The 23,861-nt window shown below is 69.9% G+C and carries 24 protein-coding genes; 14 read left to right on the top strand and 10 right to left on the bottom strand.

Going from position 1 to position 23,861, the window contains the following annotated elements; translation table 11 throughout:
• Positions 1-200 precede the first annotated feature (200 nt).
• The gene (locus SACCYDRAFT_RS15280; RefSeq protein ID WP_005457436.1) at positions 201-2,273 is read left to right on the top strand and encodes an acyltransferase family protein; all 2,073 of its coding nucleotides are present in this window, start codon (positions 201-203) and stop codon (positions 2,271-2,273) included.
• A gap of 7 nt (positions 2,274-2,280) precedes the next feature.
• Here the strand turns inward: SACCYDRAFT_RS15280 and SACCYDRAFT_RS15275 are convergent, their stop codons facing one another.
• Together SACCYDRAFT_RS15275 and SACCYDRAFT_RS15270 are read right to left on the bottom strand one after the other, a co-directional pair.
• A complete protein-coding gene (locus tag SACCYDRAFT_RS15275) occupies positions 2,281-2,997 on the bottom strand; it encodes a GAP family protein (protein WP_005457435.1) in 717 nt (238 codons plus the stop codon).
• A complete protein-coding gene (locus tag SACCYDRAFT_RS15270) occupies positions 2,994-3,632 on the bottom strand; it encodes a TetR/AcrR family transcriptional regulator (protein WP_005457432.1) in 639 nt (212 codons plus the stop codon). Before SACCYDRAFT_RS15270 ends, SACCYDRAFT_RS15275 begins: the two co-directional genes overlap by 4 nt.
• 58 nt (positions 3,633-3,690) lie before the next feature.
• Here SACCYDRAFT_RS15270 and SACCYDRAFT_RS15265 point away from each other — a divergent pair, with 58 nt between their 5' ends.
• The 3 genes from SACCYDRAFT_RS15265 (at position 3,691) to SACCYDRAFT_RS15255 (ending at position 5,849) form a co-directional block, all read left to right on the top strand.
• Positions 3,691-3,960, top strand: coding sequence for a GlsB/YeaQ/YmgE family stress response membrane protein (locus SACCYDRAFT_RS15265; protein WP_005457430.1), 270 nt, complete (start codon positions 3,691-3,693; stop codon positions 3,958-3,960).
• 88 nt (positions 3,961-4,048) lie between these two features.
• A complete protein-coding gene (locus tag SACCYDRAFT_RS15260; protein WP_005457429.1) occupies positions 4,049-5,017 on the top strand; it encodes an NADPH:quinone oxidoreductase family protein in 969 nt (322 codons plus the stop codon).
• 148 nt (positions 5,018-5,165) lie between these two features.
• Positions 5,166-5,849 carry an MBL fold metallo-hydrolase gene (locus SACCYDRAFT_RS15255; protein ID WP_043536526.1) on the top strand — a complete coding sequence of 228 codons (684 nt, stop codon included), beginning with the start codon at positions 5,166-5,168 and terminating at the stop codon, positions 5,847-5,849.
• A 7-nt stretch (positions 5,850-5,856) separates the two neighbouring features.
• Here the strand turns inward: SACCYDRAFT_RS15255 and SACCYDRAFT_RS15250 are convergent, their stop codons facing one another.
• From SACCYDRAFT_RS15250 to SACCYDRAFT_RS15240, 3 genes are all read right to left on the bottom strand, one after another.
• Positions 5,857-7,389 carry an arylsulfotransferase family protein gene (locus tag SACCYDRAFT_RS15250; RefSeq protein WP_005457425.1) on the bottom strand — a complete coding sequence of 511 codons (1,533 nt, stop codon included), beginning with the start codon at positions 7,387-7,389 and terminating at the stop codon, positions 5,857-5,859.
• Between the two features lie 202 nt (positions 7,390-7,591).
• The gene (locus SACCYDRAFT_RS15245; RefSeq protein ID WP_005457423.1) at positions 7,592-7,825 is read right to left on the bottom strand and encodes a hypothetical protein; all 234 of its coding nucleotides are present in this window, start codon (positions 7,823-7,825) and stop codon (positions 7,592-7,594) included.
• A gap of 211 nt (positions 7,826-8,036) precedes the next feature.
• Positions 8,037-9,299, bottom strand: coding sequence for an NAD(P)/FAD-dependent oxidoreductase (locus SACCYDRAFT_RS15240; protein WP_005457422.1), 1,263 nt, complete (start codon positions 9,297-9,299; stop codon positions 8,037-8,039).
• Positions 9,300-9,438: 139 nt separating this feature from the next.
• Here SACCYDRAFT_RS15240 and SACCYDRAFT_RS15235 point away from each other — a divergent pair, with 139 nt between their 5' ends.
• The gene (locus tag SACCYDRAFT_RS15235; RefSeq protein WP_005457420.1) at positions 9,439-11,004 is read left to right on the top strand and encodes a PucR family transcriptional regulator; all 1,566 of its coding nucleotides are present in this window, start codon (positions 9,439-9,441) and stop codon (positions 11,002-11,004) included.
• Positions 11,005-11,017: 13 nt separating this feature from the next.
• On the opposite strand, the gene betT is transcribed toward SACCYDRAFT_RS15235, so the two are convergent.
• The gene (gene betT / locus SACCYDRAFT_RS15230; protein WP_005457418.1) at positions 11,018-13,147 is read right to left on the bottom strand and encodes a choline BCCT transporter BetT; all 2,130 of its coding nucleotides are present in this window, start codon (positions 13,145-13,147) and stop codon (positions 11,018-11,020) included.
• A gap of 187 nt (positions 13,148-13,334) precedes the next feature.
• On the opposite strand from betT, the gene SACCYDRAFT_RS15225 reads away from it, so the two are divergent.
• Positions 13,335-14,804: an aldehyde dehydrogenase family protein gene (locus tag SACCYDRAFT_RS15225; protein WP_005457416.1), complete on the top strand. Its 1,470-nt coding sequence runs from the start codon at positions 13,335-13,337 to the stop codon at positions 14,802-14,804.
• Between the two features lie 149 nt (positions 14,805-14,953).
• The gene (locus tag SACCYDRAFT_RS15220) at positions 14,954-15,322 is read left to right on the top strand and encodes a PASTA domain-containing protein (protein WP_005457414.1); all 369 of its coding nucleotides are present in this window, start codon (positions 14,954-14,956) and stop codon (positions 15,320-15,322) included.
• A gap of 25 nt (positions 15,323-15,347) precedes the next feature.
• On the opposite strand, the gene SACCYDRAFT_RS15215 is transcribed toward SACCYDRAFT_RS15220, so the two are convergent.
• Positions 15,348-15,683 carry a cupin domain-containing protein gene (locus tag SACCYDRAFT_RS15215; RefSeq protein ID WP_005457412.1) on the bottom strand — a complete coding sequence of 112 codons (336 nt, stop codon included), beginning with the start codon at positions 15,681-15,683 and terminating at the stop codon, positions 15,348-15,350.
• Between the two features lie 187 nt (positions 15,684-15,870).
• On the opposite strand from SACCYDRAFT_RS15215, the gene SACCYDRAFT_RS15210 reads away from it, so the two are divergent.
• From SACCYDRAFT_RS15210 to SACCYDRAFT_RS15200, 3 genes are all read left to right on the top strand, one after another.
• Entirely contained in the window at positions 15,871-16,140 is a 270-nt protein-coding gene (locus SACCYDRAFT_RS15210) for a DUF1876 domain-containing protein (protein WP_005457410.1), read from the top strand.
• Between the two features lie 167 nt (positions 16,141-16,307).
• Positions 16,308-17,984 (top strand): sensor histidine kinase, encoded by a 1,677-nt coding sequence (locus SACCYDRAFT_RS15205; protein ID WP_005457408.1) that lies wholly within the window; start codon positions 16,308-16,310, stop codon positions 17,982-17,984.
• A 77-nt stretch (positions 17,985-18,061) separates the two neighbouring features.
• Positions 18,062-18,367, top strand: a complete 306-nt coding sequence (locus SACCYDRAFT_RS15200; RefSeq protein ID WP_005457406.1) for a hypothetical protein — start codon at positions 18,062-18,064, stop codon at positions 18,365-18,367.
• Positions 18,368-18,406: 39 nt separating this feature from the next.
• Here SACCYDRAFT_RS15200 and SACCYDRAFT_RS15195 read toward each other — a convergent pair whose 3' ends face one another.
• On the bottom strand, positions 18,407-19,249 hold the full coding sequence (locus tag SACCYDRAFT_RS15195; protein ID WP_005457404.1) for an alpha/beta fold hydrolase: 843 nt from the start codon (positions 19,247-19,249) through the stop codon (positions 18,407-18,409).
• 216 nt (positions 19,250-19,465) lie between these two features.
• Between SACCYDRAFT_RS15195 and SACCYDRAFT_RS15190 the strand changes: the two genes are divergently transcribed.
• Both SACCYDRAFT_RS15190 and SACCYDRAFT_RS15185 read left to right on the top strand, forming a co-directional pair.
• Complete coding sequence (locus tag SACCYDRAFT_RS15190; protein ID WP_005457402.1) at positions 19,466-19,795, top strand: LapA family protein; 330 nt, start codon at positions 19,466-19,468, stop codon at positions 19,793-19,795.
• Positions 19,796-19,847: 52 nt separating this feature from the next.
• Positions 19,848-20,705, top strand: a complete 858-nt coding sequence (locus tag SACCYDRAFT_RS15185) for an MEDS domain-containing protein (protein WP_005457400.1) — start codon at positions 19,848-19,850, stop codon at positions 20,703-20,705.
• Positions 20,706-20,714: 9 nt separating this feature from the next.
• On the opposite strand, the gene SACCYDRAFT_RS15180 is transcribed toward SACCYDRAFT_RS15185, so the two are convergent.
• Positions 20,715-21,170 carry a VOC family protein gene (locus SACCYDRAFT_RS15180; RefSeq protein WP_005457398.1) on the bottom strand — a complete coding sequence of 152 codons (456 nt, stop codon included), beginning with the start codon at positions 21,168-21,170 and terminating at the stop codon, positions 20,715-20,717.
• Positions 21,171-21,324: 154 nt separating this feature from the next.
• On the opposite strand from SACCYDRAFT_RS15180, the gene SACCYDRAFT_RS15175 reads away from it, so the two are divergent.
• Positions 21,325-22,422, top strand: coding sequence for a class I SAM-dependent methyltransferase (locus SACCYDRAFT_RS15175; protein ID WP_005457396.1), 1,098 nt, complete (start codon positions 21,325-21,327; stop codon positions 22,420-22,422).
• Between the two features lie 25 nt (positions 22,423-22,447).
• Here SACCYDRAFT_RS15175 and SACCYDRAFT_RS15170 read toward each other — a convergent pair whose 3' ends face one another.
• Positions 22,448-23,029 (bottom strand): response regulator transcription factor, encoded by a 582-nt coding sequence (locus tag SACCYDRAFT_RS15170; RefSeq protein ID WP_005457388.1) that lies wholly within the window; start codon positions 23,027-23,029, stop codon positions 22,448-22,450.
• Between the two features lie 100 nt (positions 23,030-23,129).
• Here SACCYDRAFT_RS15170 and SACCYDRAFT_RS15165 point away from each other — a divergent pair, with 100 nt between their 5' ends.
• Positions 23,130-23,630 carry a DUF1059 domain-containing protein gene (locus tag SACCYDRAFT_RS15165; RefSeq protein ID WP_005457386.1) on the top strand — a complete coding sequence of 167 codons (501 nt, stop codon included), beginning with the start codon at positions 23,130-23,132 and terminating at the stop codon, positions 23,628-23,630.
• Positions 23,631-23,861 lie beyond the last annotated feature (231 nt).

The raw sequence follows: 23,861 nt of genomic DNA, 5'->3' as shown, positions 1-23,861 counted from the left end.
CCGTCACCTGCTGTTTTTCACGCTAGCAGGAGCTCCATGGCCCCTCGTGCACGGATGAGGAAACCATGCGTGGTCGGCAACACGCGCACAGTGCCTACCCGCGCGTCGGATCGCCCGGTGGAGGGGATACCGTGCCAGGGCTGCATCAGCTCGGGTTGCGCGAGGCCGCCCGAGTAGGTACATGGGAGGACCTTCCGGCGATGACCACGTTGCGGGAACCCCTGCGGGAGGACAACGCGTCCGCGCCACCGCCGCCGCGACCACAACGCAAGTTCCGTCCCGAACTCCAGGGGCTTCGCGCCCTGGCCGCCGGGCTGGTGGTCGTGTACCACGTGTGGCTCGACCGCATCTCCGGAGGCGTGGACGTCTTCTTCTTCGTCTCCGGCTTCCTCATCACCGGCCAGTTGTTCCGCGCGAGCCTGCGCGGCCGTATCGAGTTCCGGCCCTTCTGGGGCCGGATGTTCAAACGGTTGTTCCCCGCGGCGCTGACGGTCATCGTCGTCTCGATGGGCGCGGCACTCCTCTGGCTGCCCGAGCACCGATGGGTCCAGACAGCCAAGGAAGTCGTCGCGTCGGCGCTGTACTACGAGAACTGGCAGCTCGCCGCCGACTCGGCCGACTACTTCGCCCAGCACAGCTCGGCCAGCATCATGCAGCACTTCTGGTCGCTGTCGGTGCAGGGGCAGTTCTACCTGGTCTGGCCACTGCTGATCGCCCTGCTCATGCTGGTCGTCCGTCGGCTGGGCTGGAGCATGCGGAAGACGTTGTTCGCCGCGATGGCGGTGTTGTTCGCGGTGTCGCTCGCGTACTCGGTGTGGCTGACGGCGGTGGACCAGCCGTTCGCCTACTTCAACTCGCTGACGCGGGTGTGGGAGTTCGCGCTCGGCGGACTGCTCGCCCTGACCATCGACCGGATCGCGCTGCCGCGCTGGCTGGCGATCCTGTGTGGCTGGCTCGGTGTGGTCGGGCTGGCCTCGTGTGGCCTGGTGCTGCAGGTCGGCACGATGTTCCCCGGGTACGTGGCGTTGTGGCCGATGGTGTCGGCCCTGCTCGTCCTGCTGGCCGGCGCGACCGGCAGCAGGATCGGCGCCGACCGTTTCCTGTCGTCGCGGCCCCTGACCTACCTCGGCAACATCAGCTACTCGCTCTACCTGTGGCACTGGCCGGTCCTGCTGTTCTACCTGGTGGTGCGCGGTCGGAGCGAGATCGGACTGGTCGGCGGCGCGGGTGTGATCGCGCTGTCCGTCGGACTCGCCGTGCTCACCTACCACCTCGTCGAGAACCCGGTCCGCAACTCCAAGATCGGCGTGACCACCCGGTGGGGCGCCTACCGGTTCGCGGTCATCGTGCTGGTACCCGTGATCGTGGGCGCGGTGGTGTGGCAGAACGTGACCAACCAGCGCGCCCAGTTCGAGTTCCGGGCCGACGACCCGAAACACCCCGGTGCGGGTGTCGTGGCGACCGGTGCTCCCGTCTACGATCCCGAGGTTCCGGTCATCCCGCCGTATGCCGCGCTGCCCTACGAGTGGATCGGCTGGAAGCCCGGCGAGTGCGTCGAACGCATGGAGCAGGGCGTCGAGGTCCGAACCTGCACGGTGAAGCCGCTGAAGGGCGCCGAGCCGACGCGGCACGTGGTGGTGGTCGGCGACTCGCACTCCATGCAGCTCATGGGGGCGTTGCGCCCGATCTCGGAGCGGCTGGACTGGCAGCTCACCGTGCTGGGCAGGCCGGGCTGCCCGCTCACCGCCACCGAGGTACTGCCCAACAACCAGGTGTGTGTCGACTGGAACCGCGTCGTCCTGCCGAAGATCCTCGATCTCCGGCCCGACGCCGTGGTCACCATGGCGACGCGGGACGTGCGCGTGGGCCTGCGGGAGTGGACCCCGGAGGGATACGTGCGGCAGTGGCAGCGACTTGACGAGGCGGGAATCCCGGTGGTCGCCATCCGGGACAACCCCCGGTTCGACTTCGAGCCCTCCGAATGTGTGCAGCTCAAGGGGCTGACCTCCGAGGAATGCGGCCACCCGCGCGACGAGATGTACCACGCGGTGCCTCCGTACGAGAGGGCGCCGGGGGTCCCGCCGAACACCGTGTTCGTGGACCTCAGCGACTACTACTGCACCTCGACGGCGTGCCCGCCGGTGATCGGCAACGTGCTCGTCTACATGGACGACAACCACGTCAGCGACACCTACATGAACACCCTCTCGCCTTTCCTGCAGGAGAAGATGCTGGCCGCACTGGGTTGGGAGGACCACTCCGCGCCCAGGTGACGGCTCGTCACAGCAGCGCGTCGAACAGCCCGAGGCGCCACGCGGCGTCTCGGGCCAGCAGGAAGCCCACAATCGCCAGGACCCAGCCCGTCGCCGACCGCGCGTGGCGGGTCAGGCGACGGTCGAACGCGGCGAGCCACGGGAGGACCCGGTCACCCCAGGCAAGCCGCGTGGCGAGCAACGTCCACGCCGGTGCGGTCATCACGAGGCAGTAGGCGGCGAGTGCGGCGGCCACGGCCCACCACGTGAGGTCCGCACCACCGAGAATGCTCAAGGCACCCAGGTAGGGCAGCATCGTCGCGAGTTCGACCGTGCCCGCGGCCAGTGCCAGCCCCACCACGGCGCCGGCGCCGCTTCGGCCGGTGGAGAGGCGGTGCCGCCACCGGACGAGCCGACCCGGTCTCCCGTCGTCGGCGCTCTTCCCGCTATCCCCGAAACGGAACGACCACGAGAACAGCAGCACGCCGGCGGCGAGTTCGGCCCAGAGCCCGACGTCGTGGTGGGCCAGTGTTCCGAGAAGGGGCGCGATGCCGGACATCCCTGCGGACAACGCGAGGCCCACCGCCCAGTAGAAGGCCGCGATCGTGATGAGGTAGCACACGATGCGGCGGGCGCGCAGCTCCCCGGGAGTGGTGAGCAGCCACAGCGGGACGAGCAGGGTGCCAACGCTGGTCGCATCGAGCAGCGACAAGCCCAGCAGTGGCAGGACGATGTCGAGGGTCACGTGAGCTCCCCGGCATCGTCAGGCGAGGAAACGGGGTGGCGCAGGGCGTGCTCGACGGCGGCGGCCAGGGCTCGTCGTCCCCAGTCGGCGTCGCACAGCCCCGGCATGGTGGCGAGTTGCGTGACCAGCCCGTCCAGGAAGGCCATCACGAGAGCGGCGGCTGAGTCGGCGTCCACGGTGGACTCGGCCTCGCCGGTGCGTTGCGCTGCTCGGACGGCCTCGGCGATCAGTTCCCGGCCGAGCCGGGTGGCGTCCTCGTGAGCGCGGGCGAGCACGGGATCGTGCTGGGTCTCGGCCAGGAAGGCCAGCCAGACGGCGGCCTCCGCCCTGCGCCACTCGTCGAGCGGCAGCAACACCGACAGGCTGTCGACGAGACGGGCCGTGACGTCGCCCGTACGCGGCCCGACCTCGGAGAGGCGCCGCATCGTGGCGTCGTGGAGGTGGGAGAACGCGAACCGGAGCAACTCCCGCTTCGTGCGGAAGTAGCGCTGCACGAGTCCGGCCGACACTCCGGCCTCGGCGGCGACCCGGCGAATACTCGCGGCTGCCAGCCCCTCGCGTGCCACGAGGCTGATCACAGCCTCGGCCACCTGACGTTTCCGTTCCTCGCTCGCCTGCTCGCCCGCCGTGATCATGATGCGAGAATACAACTGTATTTGTGGCGAGTGGTCGAGATGTCCGTAGGCTGGCCTCATGGGTGTACTGGGTTGGATCGTCCTCGGACTGCTCGCCGGCGCCATCGCGAAGCTGCTGATGCCGGGTCGCGATCCCGGCGGATGCCTGATCACGATCTTGCTCGGTATCGGCGGCGCGCTGCTGGGCGGCTGGCTCGGCAGGACGGCGTTCGACGTCGACCTCGGCACCTTCTTCGATCTCCGCACGTGGGGCCTGGCGATCCTCGGTGCCCTGGTGATCCTGTTGCTCTACCGGGTGGTGATCGGCGCGGGGCGCCGCCGCGACTGAAGCCGTGTCGGACACCACATCCGTGTCGCTGTGGTGAGCGCTTGCTCAGTAGAGTGCGGCCTGTCGCACCCCGACGAAGGAGTCACGCATGCGAGCAGCGCAGATCACCACACTCGACGGTCCCTCCGCGGTGAGGGTGACGGAGGTCGACGAACCGTGCGGCGGTGACGGAACGGTGGTGATCGACGTGCACGCGGCCGGGGTGACGTTCCCCGACCTGCTCCAGACGCGCGGGCTCTACCAGTACCGGCCGGAGCTGCCCTTCGTGCCGGGTACCGAGGTCGCCGGGGTGGTGCGCTCGGCACCGGACGGTGTGCCCGTACGGGCCGGTGACCGTGTCGCGGCCTTCCCCGGAATCGGCGGGTTCGCCGAGACGGTGGCCGTGCGGGCCGACGCCGTGTTCGGCATTCCCGACACGGTGTCCTTCGTGACGGCGGCGGCCCTGCCGATGAACTACCTCACCGTGCACTTCGCGCTGACGCGCCGGGGCGGGTTGCGGGAGGGCGAGACGGTGCTCGTGCACGGCGCGGGCGGGGGAGTGGGCACGGCCGCGGTGCAGCTCGCCTCGGCGCTCGGGGCGCGGGTGATCGCGGTGACGTCGTCGCCCGGGAAGGGCGAAGTGGCCCGTCGAGCCGGCGCGCACGATGTCGTGGCACCCGACGACTTCCGTGCGGCGGTGAAGGACCTGACCGGTGGGTCCGGTGTCGACGTCGTCGTCGATCCGGTGGGCGGTGACCGGTTCACCGACTCGCTCCGCTGCCTCGCGCCCGAAGGACGGCTGCTCGTCATCGGTTTCACGGCGGGGGAGATCCCCACCGTGAAGGTGAACCGCCTGCTGTTGAACAACATCTCGGTGGTCGGCGTCGGCTGGGGCGCCTTCTGGGCCACCCGGCCGGACTATCTGCGGCGGCAGTGGGCGGAACTGCGCCCGCTCGTCGAGCGGGGTGTCCTCGACCCGCCGATCGGAGCGACGTACCCACTGGACGACGTCACCACGGCCCTGACCGAACTGGACACCCGCTCGGCTAAGGGCAAGATCGTCCTGGCGGTCCGCTGACCCGAGACATCGTGTCCGCAGCCTGTGCACGCGTGTTCGCAGTACCGGTACGGGCATCGGCGAACCTGCGTACGCGAACCGCGAACACGCGTTCGCCAGGTGCGGACACGGCTGTGCCGGGTCGGGAGGGCGGCTAGCGTCGAAAGACATGGAGACCATCGAGGTGACGCCGCGCCTGCATCTGCTGAGGTTCGAGGTGGGGCAGTGCTACGTCTGGCGGGACGACGACGGCGCGACACTCGTGGACTCCGGACCGCGGGGGCACGGTGACGACATCGCCCACGCGCTCGACACCGTCCTGGGTTCCCGCGCCGCCCTGCACACCGTTGTCGTGACGCACTGCCACGGCGACCACACGGGCTCGCTCGCGGAGATCCGGCGTTGGAGCACCGCTTCCGTGTTCGCGCACGAACTCGACGCTGCCTGCGTCCGGGGTGAGCGGGCGCCCGAGCCACCCGTGTTGGAGGAGTGGGAGCGGCCACTGTTCGCGCAGGTCGGCGCCCACCTGGCCGGACCCCCGGCCGAGGTCGACGCCACCGTGGCGGATGGCGACGTCCTGCGTGGCGGGCTGCGCGTACTGCACGTGCCGGGTCACACCGACGGCAGCATCGCACTGTACGAGCCGGACGCCAGGGTGCTGCTGACCGGGGACACGATCGCGGGGCACGACGGTGGGGTGATCCTCGGAGTGTTCAACCGGGATCGCGCCCGCTTGGCGGAATCGGTGCGACTACTGTCCGCACTGGACGTCGAAGTCGCCTGCTTCGGTCACGGTGACCCGGTGGTCGCAGGAGCGGGCGAGGTACTGCGTGCACTCGTCCGCGACCTGTGACATGCCGTCAGCCGGACTCGCGGACGGCCTCGGAGCGAGCGAGTTCGGCCCCGTGCTCGTCGAGCGCCACCGCCACGAAGAACGGGCCCTCGTCACCCGCCACCACCGCCGTCTCGAACCCGCTGTAGCGTGCCTGCGCCACCGGGGTCAGCTCCGCCGGTGAGGCGCCCGCGAGCACGCGCCACTGCGCCACCTCCGTGGAACCGTTCCAGCTCGTGTACACGGTCCGCCCGCCCGCCTTGTTGCGGCCGACCGTGACGGCGGGCTTCTCCGCGGGCGTGCCCGTCCAGGCGAAGGTTCGCGCTCGGTAGGACTGGTCAGGCTCCGGGAAGCGACTGTCGAACACGAGTTCGCCGTCGGCGTCGAACTGGGACGTGTGTGGTTGCGAGCCCCAGCCCACCAGCGCGCCGCCGCTCTCCAGTAGCTGCATGCTGCCCTGGTTGTCGGCGCGCAACCTGGCGGGATGCACGAACTCCTGCTCCAGGCTCACCTCGCGGCGCCGGTGGTCCGCCCGCAGGACGAGCCCGCGGGAGTGCGGTCCCTGCGGGGGCGACGAGGAGTTGTCGAACAACGCCACCCGGTCGCCGTCGTGCAATCGGGCGTCGTGCTGCCACGAGAACCGAGCTCGTTCCGCCAGCGAGTAGTCGGACGCACGACCGCCCATCCGCCACTCGACCTCGCCCGTGGAGCGCGACACCCGGTACAGCGCCCACGTGTTACGAGCGGACAGGACCAGACCGTCGCCGTCGACCTCGATCGAGTTGAGGTGGATGTAGTCGAACGGGGCCTCCTCTGTGCCGGTGTCACCGAGCTCCTGATACGTCTCCTCGATTCCGACGTGGTCGAGGCTGTTCCACTCGAACAGGACCTCACCACTGGTGATGTCGACCTCCTGCACGACGCCGGCGTACACCCACCCGTCGTGAGGCCCGCCGATCGGCGTGAGGTCGGCGGGCGCGGGGTGGTAGGCCATCAGTAGCGCGGTGTCCCGCTCGGTGATCAGGAACTCGTGCAGGTCGGCCTGCATGCCGTTGCCCATGCGCACCTCCGCCACCTGGCGGTAGGAGCTGTCGTAGACGACACCGACCCCCTGGCCGTACCCGGCGAGCACACGGCCCTGCCACCAGGTGAGCACGGGCTCGCCGCGGTAGGTCTGAACCCGGAAGTCCATGGGCACCGACTCGGGTCCCTCGCTCGGCAGGAACCACACGGGACGCCCCTGCCGGTCGGCGATGAGGAAACCGGGTTGGCTCGGGCTCCGGTCCTGGTACGCCTTTGGGGAAAGGAAGAGGTACTCGGGCTCGGCCGGGCGTTCGCCGGCGTCGGTGACCGTGAGTTTCGGGGGCCTCAGGTCCGGGCGCGAGCGGAAGTGCCGCACGTCCTCGCCGGGTGGGGGCGGTGGCGCACTCGCCGGGGGTGCCGGTTCCGCTCTGGGAAGGCGGTAGCCGACGTATCCGGACGTCAACGGAACGGCGATTCCCGCGCCGACCAGTGCGGTCCTGCGCAGGAACCGGCGGCGGGTGAGGTCACCGTCAGCCACAGCGGTCCTCCTCAGCGTGTCACTCGTTCGGGGCGCCCGGCCGAGTGTCACATGGCCTGCGGAGGAAGGCGTCGGTGGGTGTTGGGGTGGACGAGAGTGTGCTCCCGCGCACGGGAGTGGGAACTGCGCGGGAAAAGCGGAACGGGTGTGGGCGATCCTGCCGCCCACACCCGTTCCGGTTTTTGTCTCGTCGTCCGCGCGGTCACTCCACGGCGGAGGCCACGTCGACGACCTTGTCGTGACGGACCCACACCGGTTCGGTGTCCTCTCCCGCGTCGTCGGGGCGCGTGGGGAACCACAGCACCGAGGTGTACGGGTCCGAGATCGGGTAGGCGACGACTTCTCCGTTGCGGAACAGTTTCTCCATCCCGACAGGCGTTCCCGCGAGGTATGTGATCCGGTCACCGACGACGATCTGGTCGGCAGTCTTGTTCATGACGGTCCCCTCCGGACACGTATCCGGACCCCAGGCTGCGCATTTCGTGCTTCTGACGGTTGAACCGTAGGACGGCAACGCGCGAGGTGAAAGTTGCATCACGGGGACGGGTGACCACCGAACGGGCGGATTCGGTGGGAGGCATGTAACGTCGCCGAGCCGACATCGGCCACAGAGGACTGACCGGGCCGGCTCGGCGGCCTGAGTGGACTCAGCGCAGCGGGTCGACCGGTCGCAGTGCCTCGGGCTGTTTGCCCGTGACGATCTGCTCCGCGAGCAGGCGGCCGGTGACCGGTCCCTGCGTGAACCCCCACATGCCGTGGCCGCCCGCGACGTACAACCCCGGAGCCGCGGTCGCACCGATCAGCGGCTTGCCGTCCGGGGTGACCGGCCTCGGACCCACCCACTCGTCGGTGCGCTCGTCCCAGCGAACCCCGTCGAGCAGGTTCCGTGCCGACGCCACGATGGCCTCGATGCGAGCACGGTCGAGCGCGTCGTCCGGGCCTCGGAACTCCATCGTGCCCGCCACGCGCAGCGCGCCACGGTACGGCGTGCAGGCGACGCGGACGTGAGGCAGGTACACCGGGCCCGGCACGGGCCGGTCGGTGGGCACGGTGAACGAGTACCCGCGGCCGGCGCGCACCGGCACCCGCACTCCCTTGCTACGTGCCAGGCGGTTCAGCCACGCGCCGGTGGCGACCACCGCCACGTTGCCGGAGACCAACTCGCCGGTTCGCGATTCGAGCGTGACGGCGTGCTCGTGCGGGCGGATGGCGGTGACGTCGAAGCCCGTGCGGATCACACCGCCCCACTGCCTGACCGAGTCGGCCAACGCGGCGACGAAAGCTCCGGGGTCGACGTAGCGCTGTCCCTCCAGCCGGACCCCCGCGCCGATCCGGCCGGAGGCCTGCGGTGCGGCTTCGCGCAGCTCCTCACCGGTGAGGCCGCGGTAGGCGATGTGGCCGCCGGACGCGTTGACGCGCCGCAGCTCCTTCAGCAGGCCGGTGGCCTGCTTCGGGGTCTCGAACAGAGCCGTGATGGGGGCGCTGACGGTCGGCGCGGTGACTCCGGCCGAGGTCAGCGTGTCGAACGCTTCGAGACATTCGGCGTTGAAGGGCAGGTTCGCCTGTGCGGCACGCTCCCACGCCCCCCACGTGCAGTGGGCGGCGAACCGGGTCAGAAAGCGCCACAACCCGACGTCCACCGTGAAGGGCACGTGCAGCGGAGCCTTCGGGTCCAGCAGGGTACGCAGGCCGTACTTCAGCACACTGGGTTCGTTGAGGGGGATCGCCAGGCCGGGGGAGAGCCACCCCGCGTTACCCCAGGACGCTCCCGCCGCGACGTCGTCGCGGTCCACCACGGTGACCTCGACCCCCCGGTCCTGGAGGAACCAGGCCGTCGACAGGCCCACGATGCCGGCCCCGACCACCACCGCCGTGCGGGGACCTCCGTCGATGCGCGTGTGTGCGTCCATGACCGCCTGCCTCCTTGTGGGCTGCTGTGCGTCGTTGCACTTCCAGGGTGACCGACCACACGCGTGATGCATTTGTCGGATCGGCACAATCTGGCCGACGCCCTTTGTTCGCGGACGGCCACGGGGGACACTCACGGCAATGGTGACTTTGGATCGGCTGATCAACGTCCTCGGCGGATACGGTGTGCGCCCGCTGGCCGCGGTGCCGTCACGTGCCGTCGAGTTGCACAGCGTGGTCGTGCACGACCCGGTCGCCTCGGAGGTCCCGGTCGGTGACGTACTGCTCGCGGTGGGTGTGCGCGACCCGCGGCGGGCGGTGGAGCTGGCCGTCACCGCGCAGGCCACCGTGGTGCTGGTGCACGCCCCCCGTGAGCCCCGCGAGCCCACCGAGCCCACAGCCTCACCCGGTGTCGAGCGGGAGGCGGTGGAGACGGCCACCCGGTGTGGGGTCGCGGTTCTGCTCGTGGACTCGGCCGTGGCGTGGAGCCAGGTCTGCGGCGTCGTCTACGGGCTGGTGCTGGAGGGCCGTGAGACCGAGGTGGGCCGTGGGCCGAGCGACCTGTTCGCGCTGGCCGACGCGATCGCCACCACGGTGGGCGGGCAGGTCACGGTGGAGGACCGGTTGTCGCGCGTGGTCGCCTACTCCTCGTTGCAACAGGACGCCGACCCCGCACGTCTCGACACCATTCTCGGCAGGCGGGTGTCGGAGCCCGTCCGGCGGCTGTTCGAGGAGCGCGGCGTGTTCCGCCACCTTGTGACCTCGTCGGAGCCGCTGTTCGTGGCGCCCTCGCCGGAGCACGGGTTACGCGGACGCATGGTGGCGGGTGTGCGCGCGGGCAGGGAGTTGCTCGGGTCGGTGTGGGTCACCTGCGACGAACCGCTCACCGGGCGGCGGCTGCGCGCGCTCCGCGACGGCGCCGAGGCGGTCGCGCTGCACCTGCTGCGGTCGCGGGTCAGCTCGGACCTGGAACGGCAGGTGGAGTCGGAACTCGTGATCCAGTTGCTGGAGGGCACCCCCGACGCGGCCCCGCTGTGCGGCAAGCTCGGCCTGCCACCCGAGACGTTCCGGGTGGTGGCACTGCAGGCGCACGCCGACGACGAGCGGCACGCCGCCGTGCTGCTCGCCTACGACCGGGCCACCACGGGATTCGGGTGGTCGCGTCCCGGCCGCAGCACGCTGTTCGGCAACACCGTCTACACGGTGCTGCCGTGCGGGGACGACCCGGCTCCGGCGAGGGCGTGGATCGCCGAGCTGGTGCGCGACCTGCCCGACCACGTGACGGTGGCGGCGGGGATCGGAGGCGTGTGCGAGGTGACGCAGCTGCCGGCGGGGAGGCAGGAGGCCGACGAGTGTCTCGCACTGCACGTCACCCGTCCGGGCGGTGAGCCGGTGGACTACGACGCCGCCTGGTCGGAGATCCTGCTCCAACGGCTCCGCACGGCCGCCGAGTCGGGCAGGCGGCCCCGGCGCGGGCCGATCGTGGAACTGGCCCGTCACGACGCCAGGCACAACACCCACTACGTGCCGACCCTGCGGGCCTGGTTGGAGGCGCAAGGTGATCTGGGCGCGGCCTCGGCCGCTCTGGGCGTGCACCCCAACACGGTTCGCTACCGCATGCGCAGGATGGGTGAGCTGGTGCGGTTGGAACTGGACGATCCGAAGACCCGGCTCGCGCTCGTGATCGCCCTGGCCGCCGCGGGGTGAGGAGACGTCGCGGTCAGCGGTCCTCGCCGCCCGCTGTCGGCTCGTCGCGTGGGCCCGGCGTGTGGTCGGGAAGCACGTGACGTGCCTCGGTCTCGCGGTGCAGGCGCAGGAACTCGAGGTGGCGCTCGTACTGGTCGAGGACGTCTCCGATGAGTTGGTCGCGCGTGTATCCCATGACGTCGTAGTCCTGACCGCCTTCCGGCAGGTGGACCTCCACCCGCCAGTAGGTGTCGTATCCGGCCACCGACCGCATGGCGAAGGAGGGAGTGGGGCGCTCCACCGGACGGAGCCGGTAGCCGAAGTGCTGTTCGGCTCCCATCGGAACGCGCAGGGTCAGGTGGGGCAGCTTGCTGTCCGGGTCGGTCTCCTCACTGACGGTGGCGGGCACGCCCTGATCCCGCAGTTCCTCCGCCACCTCGTGCAACGCGGGGCGGCACACGTCGTCGACGAAGTGCGTCGCCGCCCGCGTGCCGGGGTAGCTGAGCGCCCGAGCCAGCCGGTGGCGCCACGTTCCGGGTGCCTGCCCGGGCGAGGTGGTGGTGCGCACGGACAGCGACGACGGCAGTGTGGTGCGCAGAGCCTCCTCGCGGAAGCGTTCCACTCGTAACGCCCGGTACAGGCCCCAGATGATCAAAAACATCACCAGGGAGAACGGCAGGCCCATGATGATGGTGGCGCTGGTGAGCGCGTCCACGCCTCCGACGATGAGCATGGCCATGGTGAGCAGTCCGGTGGCGAGCGCCCAGAAGATGCGCAACCACGGCTTCGCGTCCGTGACCGGAGTCGGCAGGCGGGAACTCAGGTTGGCCATCACGAGAGCCCCGGAGTCCGCCGACGTCACGTACAGCAGCAGCCCCACGACGGTGGCGAGGCCCGCGCTGAACGTGACTCCCGGGTACTGGGCGAGCAGCCCGTAGAAACCCTGCTCCGGGGCGTTCATCGCGGTCTCGCCGAACGCGGCGTTGCCCCGCCGGACGACGCTGATGGCGCTGTTTCCCAGCACCGACAGGAACGTGAGGGTGAACAGGAACGGCACGACGAGGGTGGCCGCCACGAACTGCCGGATGGTCCGCCCGCGCGAGATCCGGGCCAGGAACAGCCCGACGAACGGCGCCCAGGCGACCCACCACGCCCAGAAGAACAGGGTCCAGTCGTTCAGCCACTCCACCGGCTGGTCGTAGGCGAACGTGTTGAGTGTCATCGAGGGGAAGCGGCTGACGTAGTCGCCGATGTTGAGGATCAGCGTGTTCAACAGCCGCGCGGGGCTCTCCAGCACGAGGACGTACAGCATCAGCAGCGCGGCGAGGATGATGTTGAGCTGCGACAGCCTGCGGATGCCCTTGTCCACACCCGACACCGCGGAGAGGGTGGCCATGAGCACGGCGAGCGCCACCAGCCCGAGCTGGGCGGCGACTCCCTCCGGGATGCCGAACATGAACCGCAGGCCGTAGTTGAGCTGCACCACGCCGATGCCGAGTGACACGGAGATACCGAAGATCGTGCCGATGACGGCCGCGAGGTCCACGGTGTCGCCGAACCTGCCGTGGATGCGCCTGCCGATGATCGGGTACAGCGCCGAGCGGATCGCCAGGGGCAGCCGGTAACGGAACGCGAAGTAGCCGAGCGCCATACCCATCAGCGCGTACATGGCCCACCCCGTGATGCCGTAGTGGAACAACGTCCACACGACCGCCTGGCGGGCGGCCTCGACGGTCTGTCCCGGCCCTTCCGGCGGGGCGAGGTAGTGACTCACCGGGCCCGCCACGGAGAAGAACATGAGATCGATACCGATCCCCGCCGCGAACAGCATGGCGGCCCACGAGAACACGCCGTAGTCGGGCGTCGAGTGTTGCGGGCCGAGTTTCACCCTGCCGTAGCGGGACAGCGCTACGTAGACGACGAACACCAGGTACAGAGTGGCGGCGAGGAAGTAGTACCAGCCGAAGCTCGACGAGATCCACGCGACGGCGCTGCCGATGGCGTTCGACGCTCCGGTGGGAGTCAGGATGGCCCAGACCGACAACGCCACGATGAGTGTTGCCGACCCGATGAAGACGAGTCGTTTGAGCCCGTGTTCCCCTGTCCCGCCGATGTCCGGCGTGGACGGCCTCGGAGGGTTCCTGTTGTCGTCGGTGGTCGCCAAGGCCGCTCCCGGCTCGATCGGGGACCGGCCGCCTCCACCGTGCTCTCGTGCTTGTGCTCTCACGCTACGACGGGCGCGGGTGACGGCCTCCATGTTTGCGGTGAGGGTGCTTCAGGGCACGTTTCCAACGTTAGCGAGGCCGACGGCACCGTGCTGGCTACGGCGAACTCCTCGGAAGGGTCCCCTCATGTCCACTCTGTTCATCGACGGCCGCTGGGTGCCCGCCTCGGCGGAAGCCACTCGGGACGTCCTCAACCCGTACGACCAGTCGGTGGTGAGCACCGTGGCGGAGGCCGGCGCCACCGACGCGGAAGCCGCCGTGCTGGCCGCGAGGAAGGCTTTCGACGGTGGTGAGTGGCGAGACTGGACGGCCCGGCGCCGCTCGCGCCTGCTGCGTCGCATCGCGGAGCTGTTGCAGCGGGACCGAGCCGAGATCGCCAGGACGGAGACCCTCGACACCGGCAAGACGCTGGTGGAGGGAGGCATCGACGTCGACGACGTGACCTCGGTCTTCGAGTACTACGCCACCCAGGCGGAGTCCGACCCCGGCAGGCTCGTCGACGCGGGCAACCCGGCGGTGCGGAGCCGGGTGGTGTTCGAACCGGTGGGGGTGTGCGCGCTGATCGCGCCGTGGAACTACCCGCTGTTGCAGATGGCGTGGAAGGTGGCGCCCGCGCTGGCGGCGGGCAACACGATGGTGCTCAAACCCAGCGAGACGACACCGCTGACCACCGTCAAGATGGTGGAGCTGATCGAGGAGGCGGGTGCGCCCGCCGGTGTCGTCAACCTCGTGCTGGGTGCGGGGGACCCGGTGGGCTCGACGCTCGTGGAGCATCCGCAGGTGGACCTCGTGTCGTTCACGGGCGGCCTGGCCACCGGCCGCGCGATCATGGCGTCGGCGGCGGGAACGGTGAAGAAGGTGGCGCTCGAACTCGGCGGCAAGAACCCCAACATCGTGTTCGCCGACGCCGATTTCGAGGCCGCCATCGACTACGCCCTCATCGCGGTGTTCTTCCACGCCGGTCAGGTGTGCTCGGCCGGGACCCGGTTGGTGGTGGAGGATTCGTTGCACGAGCGGTTCGTCGCGGAACTCACCGAGCGTGCCGAGCGCATCAGGTTGGGCAACGGACTCGATCCCGACACCGAGAGCGGACCACTGGTGTCGGAGGAACACCGTGCGAAGGTCGAGCGGTACGTGAGTGTCGGAGTCGAGGAGGGCGCGCGCCTGCTGACGGGCGGACGCAGGCCCGACGATCCCAAGCTCGGGAGGGGATTCTTCTACCTGCCCACCGTGTTCGACGACTGCCACGGAGGCATGCGGGTGGTGCAGGAGGAGACCTTCGGGCCGATCCTGACGGTCGAGCGGTTCTCCGAGGTCGAGGACGCGGTGCGGATCGGTAACGACACCACGTACGGCCTGGCGGCGGCCGTGTGGACGGCCGAGGCGCGCAGGGCCGAGTACGTGGCCCGTGCCCTGCGGCACGGAACCGTGTGGATCAACGACTTCGGCCCGTACCTGCCGCAGGCGGAGTGGGGCGGGTACAAGCGCTCCGGCGTCGGCCGGGAGCTCGGCCACGCCGGGCTCGCGGAGTACCAGGAGGCCAAGCACATCTACGAGAACACGGCCCCCGAACCGCAACGCTGGTTCGCGCGCTGACGAAAGGGCGGTGACACGGCGGGGTGAAGCGTGACACCATGAGGGTGTGGAACGGCCGGACTGTCCGGTAAGGACGGTCCGGCAGGCCCCGGCCCCCGGGGCCGCACTGGTGGACGTGCCCCTTCCCCTCCCTCGTCGGAGGTCACGTCATGCGCGCAATCCACCGCAGGTTCTACTCTCTCGTCGTCGCTGTCGCGATCCTCGTCCTGGGTTCGGGGGCCTGCCTGCCACTGCACGTGGCCCTCGACGAGCACGTGCCGTCCCGCCCCGCGCCGATGCCACCACTGCACGGTGTCGTGCTCGGCGACGGGGTGAAGGCGTTGCGGGCCCTCGGAATCGACGAGGTCACCACCGTGCCGATCGACGGTCATCTGTTCGTGCTCAACCGCGACAACTGGATCGTGGTGCGGCAGGCGCCGCGGGCCGGTGAGACCGTCCCTCCGGGTGGGGAGGTGACACTCAGCGTGCGGAAGACGGACGCGGCGGAGTCGCGATTCTGCTTCGACGGTGACTGTTGACCCGCGCGGGGATGACCGCCGTGGGTCAGTGCAGGGCCACCGTCAGCAGCAGCGTCGCGTCGGTCAGCGCGTAGACCGAGTGCCGTTCCGGCGGCAGCGGCACGAGGTCGCCCTCCGCCAGTTCCCACTGCCTGCTCGGTGTGCGCAGCAGCACGCTGCCGCCCAGCACGTGCAGTGTCCCGGCCTGCGGTGAGTCGTGCTCGGCCAGTTCGGTGCCCGTGAGCATCGCGATCAGTGTGGACCGCAGCGAGTTGCCCGACACGAGCGTGCGTGCGGTACGGCGCGCGCTGTGGCTCTCGGCCTCGTCAAGCAGTTCGGCGGCCAGGGCGTCGACGGCTGTCACGGTGGGGTGTTCGCTCAACGTGTCCTCCGGTCATGGGCCGCTCGTGGGCGATGTGCTCGCCTGCCTGCCGCCATCGTGCTGCCCGGTGCGGCCCCGCGCCACTCACGGCGGGATCCCGCGGCCGCTCGTCCGCGCCGCGTTCGGGACGAAAGCCCCTCCCCGGCGGGCCGGGCGCGGGCGACACTCGACGCGAGAGGCGATCGACATGGAACACACGACGACATGGACGATGAACATCGTCATAGACGAACGGGACGGGCAGACCCGTGCCGAGGCGCTGCTGCGGAAGGACGACGGCACCGCCCTCACGGGAGCCGGTGTGGCCAGACGGAACCCGCGCGACACCGACGTCCCCTCCATCGGGGACGAGCTCGCGGTCGCGAGGGCGCTGGCCGAGCTGTCGCACCAGTTGCTCGAGGCCACGGTGACCGACATCGAGTCGGTGACGCACCAGCCCGCGCATCTCGTCCGCTGAGAGTCTGTTCTGCTGACCCTTCTCCGCGCGCAGGTAGCTGAGGGATCGCAGAACAGGATCTGAGGCAGGGTGCCGGACCGCAGACCCGGTGGTCGCCCCTTGTGGCGATTCGAGGCGGCCTGCGTGACCAGCGGATTGACGCCCGACCGCCCGGGTACACGCCCGTTATGCCGAGTAGCGCCGAATCGGGAGGCCGGGAGCCGGACACGCTGCGGTCCACGTCGGCCACCGGGCGGTTGGCCGGGCTCAGGCTGGACGAGCTCCTCGCCGGAGTGCAGACCCGGCTCACCGAGATCTCGCGCACGAGCGACCGCCTGCAGTCGCTGCTCGACGCGGTGCTCGCGGTCAGCGGTCAGCTCGAGTTCGACACCACGTTGCGGCGCACCGTGCGGGCCGCGCTCGACCTGGTGGACGCGCGCTGCGGCATGCTGACGGTGCTCAACTCGGAGGGCGGCCCTCCGGAACGGGTCTCCGTGGACCTCGACCACGACACCGACACCGACACCGACACCGTGGTGGAGGTGCCGCACGCCCGCGCCCCCGAGTCGCGGACGGCGCTCGCCGTGCCCGTACGGGTGCGGGAGGAGACGGTCGGCACTCTGTACGTCAACAACAAGCGCGGCGGTGGCGAGTTCAGCGCGGACGACGAGATCGTGCTGCGGTCGCTCGCGGCCTCGGCCGGGGTGGCGGTGGAGAACGCCCGGCTCTTCGAGCAGACCCGGGTGCGTGGCCGGTGGCTGGAAGCCGTGGCCGCGGTGAACGCGGAACTGCTCGCCGGTGCGTCCCCCGACCGGTCGCTGCGGCGTCTCGCCGAGGTGGCCGGGGAGTTGTCCGGGGCCGACGCGACCGTGGTCCTGCTCGACGAGGGTGGCGGCGCGTTGTCCGTCGGCGCGGTCTCCGGACCGGTGTCCCGGCTCGCGGTGGGTGAGCTGATCGCGGCGGGTGGTGTGCTCACCGACGTGCTGCGCACCGTCGAACCGACGGTTCTCGACGACCTCCGCCGCGCGGACACACCCCTGCCCACATCGTTCACCACGGCGTTCGGGCCCGCGGTGGTGGCCCCGCTGCGCAGCGCCGAAGGTGTCAAGGGAGTGCTGTTGGCGCTGCGGGGCCGCGACGCCACCGGATTCTCCCGCCGCGAGAGGTCGCTGGTGACCTCGTTCGCCACGCAGGCCACGGTGGCTCTGCGGTTCGCCGACAAGCAGGAGGGCGAGCGCACCATCGCGCTGCTCGCCGACCGGGACCGTATCGCGCAGGACCTGCACGACCATGTCATCCAGCGCCTGTTCGCCGTCGGCATGAGCCTGCAGGGCGTGCTCAGGGACCTGCGCGACCCCTACGCGGCCGAACGTGTCCGTGACGCCGTGCAGCGGCTCGACCAGACGGTACGGGAGATCCGCACGTCGATCTTCAACCTGCACTCCCTGGGCACGTCGGGAAACGACAGTCTGCGGCGCAGGCTGCTCGACATCGCGTCGAGTCCGCCGGACGGTGCGGAGGTGCCTTCGGTCCGCATCGGAGGAGCGCTCGACACTCTCGTGCCCGAGCGGCTCGGTCGTGACATCGAGGCCGTGGCCCGGCAGGGCATCGGGCAGCTCGCCCGGCAGGCCACCGACCGTGGCAGCACGCCGGAGATCGTGCTCGACGTCAACGTCGGTGACGCGGTGACCGTCGACATCGACGTCGAGGGGGCGGGTCACGTTCCCCCGCAGAGCCCCTGGCTCGAGGAGATCCGCCGCCGGGCCGACGACCACGGTGGTGAGGTGGACGTGCACGCCAGCGGCGGCGCTGTGCGGCTGGTCTGGACGGTTCCGCTGCCGGACGCCGACACCGCCCCGCCGTAGGGAACCAGGACCTTCGACTCTTCACCGTGCCGAACACACAGAGGACGCTTTTGGACCAACGGTCGGGGGAGGGAAACATGACGACAGGCGACACCGGGGACCTCGCGGAGCACGTGGCGCGGCAACTCGCGGCGGTGGTCATCGCCGCGCTACGGCCGGACACGACGTCACCCGACACGGGCCCCGATCCCCGGGTGATCGGGGCGGCCGTCAACCGGCTCGGTGGTGAGCTCGGGTCACTGCTGCGCCAGCTCGAACCCCGGCCCGCGCGTGCGGACGACACGCTGCCGGACGTGACCGGGGCGGACAGCGCTGTGGCCAGGGCGGTGAAACTGGCCGGCCAGATCATGTTGTCGGGCACGCACGACACCGGCCCGACCTGACCCGGCCCGACCTGACCCGGTTCGGCCGGCGACGTGGCGTCACCGGGACGCCGTGGGCACACGGGCCGCGAGGTACTCCAGTACGGGCCTGCTCACCACCGAGGTGTGCGTGGGCAGATGGCCACGGCCGGGGACGAGCACCAGCCGGCAGCCGGGAATCGCCGCGGCGGTGCGCTCGTACTGCGACCGGTCGAAGAAGCCGTCGTGGTCGCCTGCGACCAGCAGGGTCGGCGCCTTGATGTCACCGAGTCGGGGAGCCACGTCGGCGGAGTCTTCGGCCTCCAGCGTGGCGACCATGTCCTCGTCGCCTCGGCCGAACGCCACGGAGCCGAGGACGAACCCCAGCGCCGCCAGCAGAACCCGGGAGCGCGGGGTCGCGCCAAGGGGTGCGAACATCGCGCTGCTCATGATGCGTGGTCTGCCGCAGCGAACGGATTCCGCCACCACCCGCTGTGCCGCCCGCCCGAGTGGAGAGAGGCGGTGCGCGGCCGAGACGACCACCAGCCGCCGCACGACGTCCGGGTGTTCGGCGGCCAGCCACAGCGCCACCGACCCACCGGTGGAAAGGCCGACGACGTCCACCGGTGCGTCCAGGCGGTCCCTGACGAACTCGGCGTAGTCGCAGGCCAGGTCGGACAGCGTCACCTCACCGCGGAGGTGAGTTCCGCGGTTGACCCACCACACTTCGTGAGCGCGGGTGTAGGGGGCGATCTCGGCGAGCTGGAACCACCGGTCGGGGCCTGTGGGTAACCGATGGGTCGTCGTGATGCCGGGCAGGTACAGCAGCCGTGCACCCGAACCCGACACGAGGTAGGGCAGCCGGCCCTGCCAGGTGCCTTCGTCGCGCACCGGCGCGAGGCCCATCGTGTCTCGTACGTCCATGGGACCACCGTGTGACGGGAGCCCGGCTGGGGGGAGGGCCGGAAAGCCCCGCTGTCGTGGGACCACGAACCGGTGGTCTCGTGCGGGGTAATTCCACTGTGGACTGGTTTGGGTCGACGTCGAGGCTGTCGAAACCGCGTGGTCGCTGTGTTCCGGCGGGTGCATCGAACGTGCCGTCGCCCTGCGAACGCGGTCGGCCGGGCCGACGATGGAATGATGAGTACTTCGGCCGACGACGCGTCGCGCGGCGTGAACGACAAGGGGCCTCGCGCACCGGCGGTGCAGCGCACCAGGGTCAGCGGTGCCTGGGCGAGTGCGGTCGTGGCGATGCTGCCGCTCGTGTTCCTGCTGGTGTTCATCCTCCAGAACACCGAGTCGGTGACCGTCCAGTTCCTCTCGGTGTCCGGCGCGCTCCCGCTCGGTGTGTCGATGTTGTTGTCCGCCGTGGTCGGTGCCCTCGCCGTCGCCGCGTTGGGAGCCGCCCGCATCGCCCAACTCCGGCGTACGGTGCGCCGAAGCTCCGACGATCGGCGTGGTCACAGATGAGGAGGGACTTTCGGACCAAGTCCCTCGCTCCGGGAACTGCTTAGGTGGTGCCATGCGCAGGACGAGCACGCTCACCGTGCCGGTGGGACAGGGATGGCACGATCACACCTGCTGGTTCCACGCGGGCCCCCAGAGTTGGCGCGAAGTGCTCGTGCCGTTCTTCGCCGAGGGCGTCGCGCGCCGGGAAGCACTGCTCTACATCTCCGACAAGAGCCTGGAGGAACTGACCGAGGACTTGGAAAGGCTGCCCGACCGCGACGAGTTGTCGCGCACCGGGCAGCTGACCCTGATGTCCATGGGGCCGGCCCGGGGGATGGCGGGCGAGCAGCTCCTCGCCGATCAGATGGACACCGTGCGCCGCGCGGCGGACGATGCCGTCGCGGCCGGGTACGAGCGACTGCGACTCGCCGCCGAATCCGCACACCCCATCCAGGGCAGAGCCGACGCCGTGCGGTTCGTGCAGTCCGAGTTGGTCATGGACGAACTGGTCGCGCGGACCCCGGTGGTGTTGCTGTGCGGCTACGACGGCCGCTACGTCGACCACCGTGCTGCGGCGGCGCTCGCCTTCGTGCACCCGTTGAGACAGCGTTCGACGTTCGGGGCGGGCTCGGGCCTGTACGCCGACCCCAAGGACATCGAAACGTGGCGTGTGCACGGCGAACTCGACCTCGCCTCCCGTGAGGTGTTCGGAATCGCGCTCGACGCCCTGCCCGTGCGTGGTGACCTGCACATCAAGCTCGACGAACTCGACTTCATCGACGTGGGAGGCGTGCACGCCCTCGCCGAGCTCGCCGAACGCATCGCACCGCGCCGACTGGTGTTGCACGACCCTCCGACCGCGCTGCGACGCATCGTCGAACTCTCCCGCGACGAGTTTCCCGCGATGCGCCGGGTGGTCGCGGAAGGCTGAGACCCGCCGTCACACCGAGGCGACCGCGTCGCGGATCACGGCGATGTCGATCTTCTGCATGGGTCGCAGGGCCTCCTGCGCACGTTCGGCCTTGGCGGGGTCCGGATCGGTGAGCAGGCGCGGCAGCTCCTCGGGGACGACCTGCCAGGTGAGGCCGTAGGCGTCGGTGAGCCAGCCGCACCGCAGCTCGGTGCCGCCGTCGGTCAGGGCGGCCCACAGCCGGTCGACCTCGGCCTGGTCGGCGCAGGGGACGTAGATCGACACGGCGGGCGACAGCCTGTATTGAGGACCTCCGCTCAACGCCAGGTAGCGCTGGCCTCGCAGCTCGAACTCCACGACGAGGGCCGAGCCGTCGGGGTTACGAGAGACGTCCTCGACGCGCAGGTCGGGAAAGACCGTGCCGTAGAAACGGACGGCTTCCTCCACGTCGGTGGAGAACCACAGGCAGGTGGCGACGCGGTCCATGTCGGAATCCTCTCGGGTGGGTGAACGAAAGGCCGTGGCTCGGTGTGCGGCGTACCCCGGACGGGTTCGGCCAACCACGGCGTGCGCGCTGTGCGTATGGACGAGGACGTCACCCGGAGCGTGTGCTGGTGAACAGCACGGAAGGGAGACGCCCATGACCACGACCGACACCTCAGCCGTCGACGCCGAACGCCTGGAGGAGCTACTGCATCAGGTGGTCACCGACGTGGGCGCGGCGATGACCGTGCCACTCGCACTCATCGGTGACCGGTTGGGACTGTTCACAGCACTGGCGAAAGGCGGCCCGATGAACGCCGGCCAGCTCGCCGAGCGCACCGGACTCGACGCACGCTACGTTCAGGAGTGGCTGCTCGCCATGGCCACGACCGGCTACGTCACCCACGACGGGAGCACCGACGGCTCGTCGGACCCTGCCCAGGCGCGCTACCGTATGTCGCCCGAGCAGGCTGAGGCGTTCACCAACCCGGAGAGCCCCGCCTACGTCGCGGGTGCCTTCCAGAACCTCACCGCGGCCACCCGGATCCTCGACCGGCTCACCGAGGCGTTCCGCACGGGCGAGGGAGTGGGCTGGCACGAGCACCACGAGGATCTCTTCCTCGGCACGGAGCGGTTCTTCCGGCCGAGCTACCTGGCGAACCTGACGTCGACGTGGATCCCGGCGTTGACCGGCGTCGAGGACAAGTTGCGGACCGGTGCGCGCGTGGCGGACGTCGGCTGCGGGCTCGGCGCGTCGACGATCATCATGGCGAAGGAGTACCCGAACAGCACGTTCGTGGGTGTCGACTACCACGGACCTTCCATCGTGCTGGCGCAGCACCGCGCGGCGGACGCGGGCGTCGCCGACCGGGTCTCGTTCCGCACGATGGGGGCGGCCGATCTCGACGGCAGCTTCGACTTCATCACCTTCTTCGACTGCCTGCACGACATGCCCGATCCCGTGGGAGCGCTGCGAGCGGCATCCTCCGCGCTCGCCGACGACGGCACGGTGATGCTCGTCGAGCCGATGAGCTGGGACAGCATCGAGGAGACGCTGAACCCGCTGGGGCGGTTGCTGGCGGGCGCGTCGGCCTGGATCTGCCTGCCGAGCGGGTTGTCGGCGGAACCGGCCTACGGCCTCGGCAACCAGGCGGGTCCGGCGAGGACGTGCGCACTCGCCCGTGAAGCGGGTTTCGGCGTCGCGCGTGAGGCGGTGGCCACGGACTTCAACCGGGTGTACGAACTCCGGCGCTGACGAAGAGGATGCCGGACGGTGGTGGTCAGCCCAGTACGCGGGCGACCGCCGCTGTCCGGCCGTCGACCCGGAGTTTGCGGTAGACGTGTTCCAGGTGTTTGGCGACCGTGCGCGGGCTGAGCGCGAGTTCGTGGGCGATCGCGACGTTCGTTCTCCCCAGCGCCACGAGGCGCACGATCTCCTGCTCACGCAGGGTCAGCTCGCCGTCCCGCAGAGCCGGGTCGACGAGGTGATCGGAACGGACACGCCGCAGCATCGACGCGATCGGTTCGCGCAGCAGCTCGCACACGTCGTGTTCGACATCGGAGAAGGGGCGTGCGTGGCGTGAGAAGACCACGGTGGCGTGCAGGGTCGGGAAGGGTTCGACCGACAGCGTGACGCGGTGGGGGCGGAATCCGTTCTCCGGCGGCCCGGACAGGCGCCGGAACTCGACGTGGTGGGCCTTCCCCGTGTGGAGGTCTTTCACGTGGTAGGTGACGGAATCGGACGCGAGGAGGTCGCACATCGAGTGCAGGCATGACTCGGGGAAACGCTGCGGGTCGGTGATCCCGGCGATGGCGTCTACAACGGACAAGAGTTGTCGCACTGTGTGCAGCGAAAGGTACATGGCCGAGGTTGCTCGGGAAGGACGCGTGGCGTGCCTTTAGACCGTGCGCCGTGACCGGCGGAAAAGTCAAGCGGCGCCGACATCGGAACGGAGAACGACGATGACACGGAAGTACGTGGACTGCCGGGAGACACCCAGCGTGTCCGGCTGCACGCTGACGATGAGCGGGGAGGAGGAGGAACTGGTCCGCGCGGCGGTGAACCACGCGGTGGACGTGCACGGGCACACCGACGACGACGAACTGCGCGAGGGAGTCCGGCGGGGCCTCAAGGACGCTCCCGTGGCCGACACGCGGCCGGGCGCGTTCGTGCAGTTGATCGAGTTCCACACCGACCGGATCGACGAGGTCGAGCGGATGGCGCGGGAGTGGGCCGAGGCGATGGGAGCGAACCGCACCGCCCGGTGGGCGGTCGTCGGCGCCGACCGCGATCGCCCGGACACCTACGTGGAGATCGTGGAGTTCCCCGACCACGCCGCCGCGAGGGCCAACTCGGAGAACCCCGTCACCACGCGGTTCGCCGAGAACGTGCGCAAGGTGTGTGTCGACGAACCCCGGTTCGTGAACCTCCAGGTGCGCTACACGACCGACTTCACGTCCTGACTCCCGCGCGTCGGAGGCATTGTGATCGGGTCTTTCAGCTCGATCGTGGTGTCCGTTAGCGGAAATGGTTGGATCTTGACGGTAAGACATCCGATCTATAACCTCCGCGTGACCTGCACCATACGTACCGCTCTGAGCCGTGTGCTCGTGACCGCCCAGAGCGCCTCCGACGCGAGGGGACGGGATGATCGAACGAGGACGTGCACGACCAACCAGACCACCGTGGTACCG

This window comes from Saccharomonospora cyanea NA-134 (genome assembly GCF_000244975.1).
Taxonomy (GTDB): Bacteria; Actinomycetota; Actinomycetes; order Mycobacteriales; family Pseudonocardiaceae; genus Saccharomonospora; species Saccharomonospora cyanea.
Note: the sequence above shows the minus strand (reverse complement) of the source record. Positions and strands in the feature narration are given on the sequence as shown.

Bases quoted from the DNA above. Each gene is read 5' to 3' on its own strand.
- SACCYDRAFT_RS15265 (WP_005457430.1), top strand. From the start codon at position 3,691: ATGGGTGTACTGGGTTGGATCGTCCTCGGACTGCTCGCCGGCGCCATC.
- SACCYDRAFT_RS15260 (WP_005457429.1), top strand. From the start codon at position 4,049: ATGCGAGCAGCGCAGATCACCACACTCGACGGTCCCTCCGCGGTGAGG.
- SACCYDRAFT_RS15190 (WP_005457402.1), top strand. From the start codon at position 19,466: ATGAGTACTTCGGCCGACGACGCGTCGCGCGGCGTGAACGACAAGGGG.
- SACCYDRAFT_RS15235 (WP_005457420.1), top strand. From the start codon at position 9,439: ATGGTGACTTTGGATCGGCTGATCAACGTCCTCGGCGGATACGGTGTG.
- SACCYDRAFT_RS15255 (WP_043536526.1), top strand. From the start codon at position 5,166: ATGGAGACCATCGAGGTGACGCCGCGCCTGCATCTGCTGAGGTTCGAG.
- SACCYDRAFT_RS15165 (WP_005457386.1), top strand. From the start codon at position 23,130: ATGACACGGAAGTACGTGGACTGCCGGGAGACACCCAGCGTGTCCGGC.
- SACCYDRAFT_RS15170 (WP_005457388.1), bottom strand. From the start codon at position 23,029: ATGTACCTTTCGCTGCACACAGTGCGACAACTCTTGTCCGTTGTAGAC.
- SACCYDRAFT_RS15195 (WP_005457404.1), bottom strand. From the start codon at position 19,249: ATGGACGTACGAGACACGATGGGCCTCGCGCCGGTGCGCGACGAAGGC.
- SACCYDRAFT_RS15180 (WP_005457398.1), bottom strand. From the start codon at position 21,170: ATGGACCGCGTCGCCACCTGCCTGTGGTTCTCCACCGACGTGGAGGAA.
- SACCYDRAFT_RS15210 (WP_005457410.1), top strand. From the start codon at position 15,871: ATGGAACACACGACGACATGGACGATGAACATCGTCATAGACGAACGG.
- SACCYDRAFT_RS15270 (WP_005457432.1), bottom strand. From the start codon at position 3,632: ATGATCACGGCGGGCGAGCAGGCGAGCGAGGAACGGAAACGTCAGGTG.
- SACCYDRAFT_RS15200 (WP_005457406.1), top strand. From the start codon at position 18,062: ATGACGACAGGCGACACCGGGGACCTCGCGGAGCACGTGGCGCGGCAA.
- SACCYDRAFT_RS15245 (WP_005457423.1), bottom strand. From the start codon at position 7,825: ATGAACAAGACTGCCGACCAGATCGTCGTCGGTGACCGGATCACATAC.
- SACCYDRAFT_RS15240 (WP_005457422.1), bottom strand. From the start codon at position 9,299: ATGGACGCACACACGCGCATCGACGGAGGTCCCCGCACGGCGGTGGTG.
- SACCYDRAFT_RS15225 (WP_005457416.1), top strand. From the start codon at position 13,335: ATGTCCACTCTGTTCATCGACGGCCGCTGGGTGCCCGCCTCGGCGGAA.
- SACCYDRAFT_RS15280 (WP_005457436.1), top strand. From the start codon at position 201: ATGACCACGTTGCGGGAACCCCTGCGGGAGGACAACGCGTCCGCGCCA.
- SACCYDRAFT_RS15185 (WP_005457400.1), top strand. From the start codon at position 19,848: ATGCGCAGGACGAGCACGCTCACCGTGCCGGTGGGACAGGGATGGCAC.
- SACCYDRAFT_RS15205 (WP_005457408.1), top strand. From the start codon at position 16,308: ATGCCGAGTAGCGCCGAATCGGGAGGCCGGGAGCCGGACACGCTGCGG.
- SACCYDRAFT_RS15175 (WP_005457396.1), top strand. From the start codon at position 21,325: ATGACCACGACCGACACCTCAGCCGTCGACGCCGAACGCCTGGAGGAG.
- SACCYDRAFT_RS15220 (WP_005457414.1), top strand. From the start codon at position 14,954: ATGCGCGCAATCCACCGCAGGTTCTACTCTCTCGTCGTCGCTGTCGCG.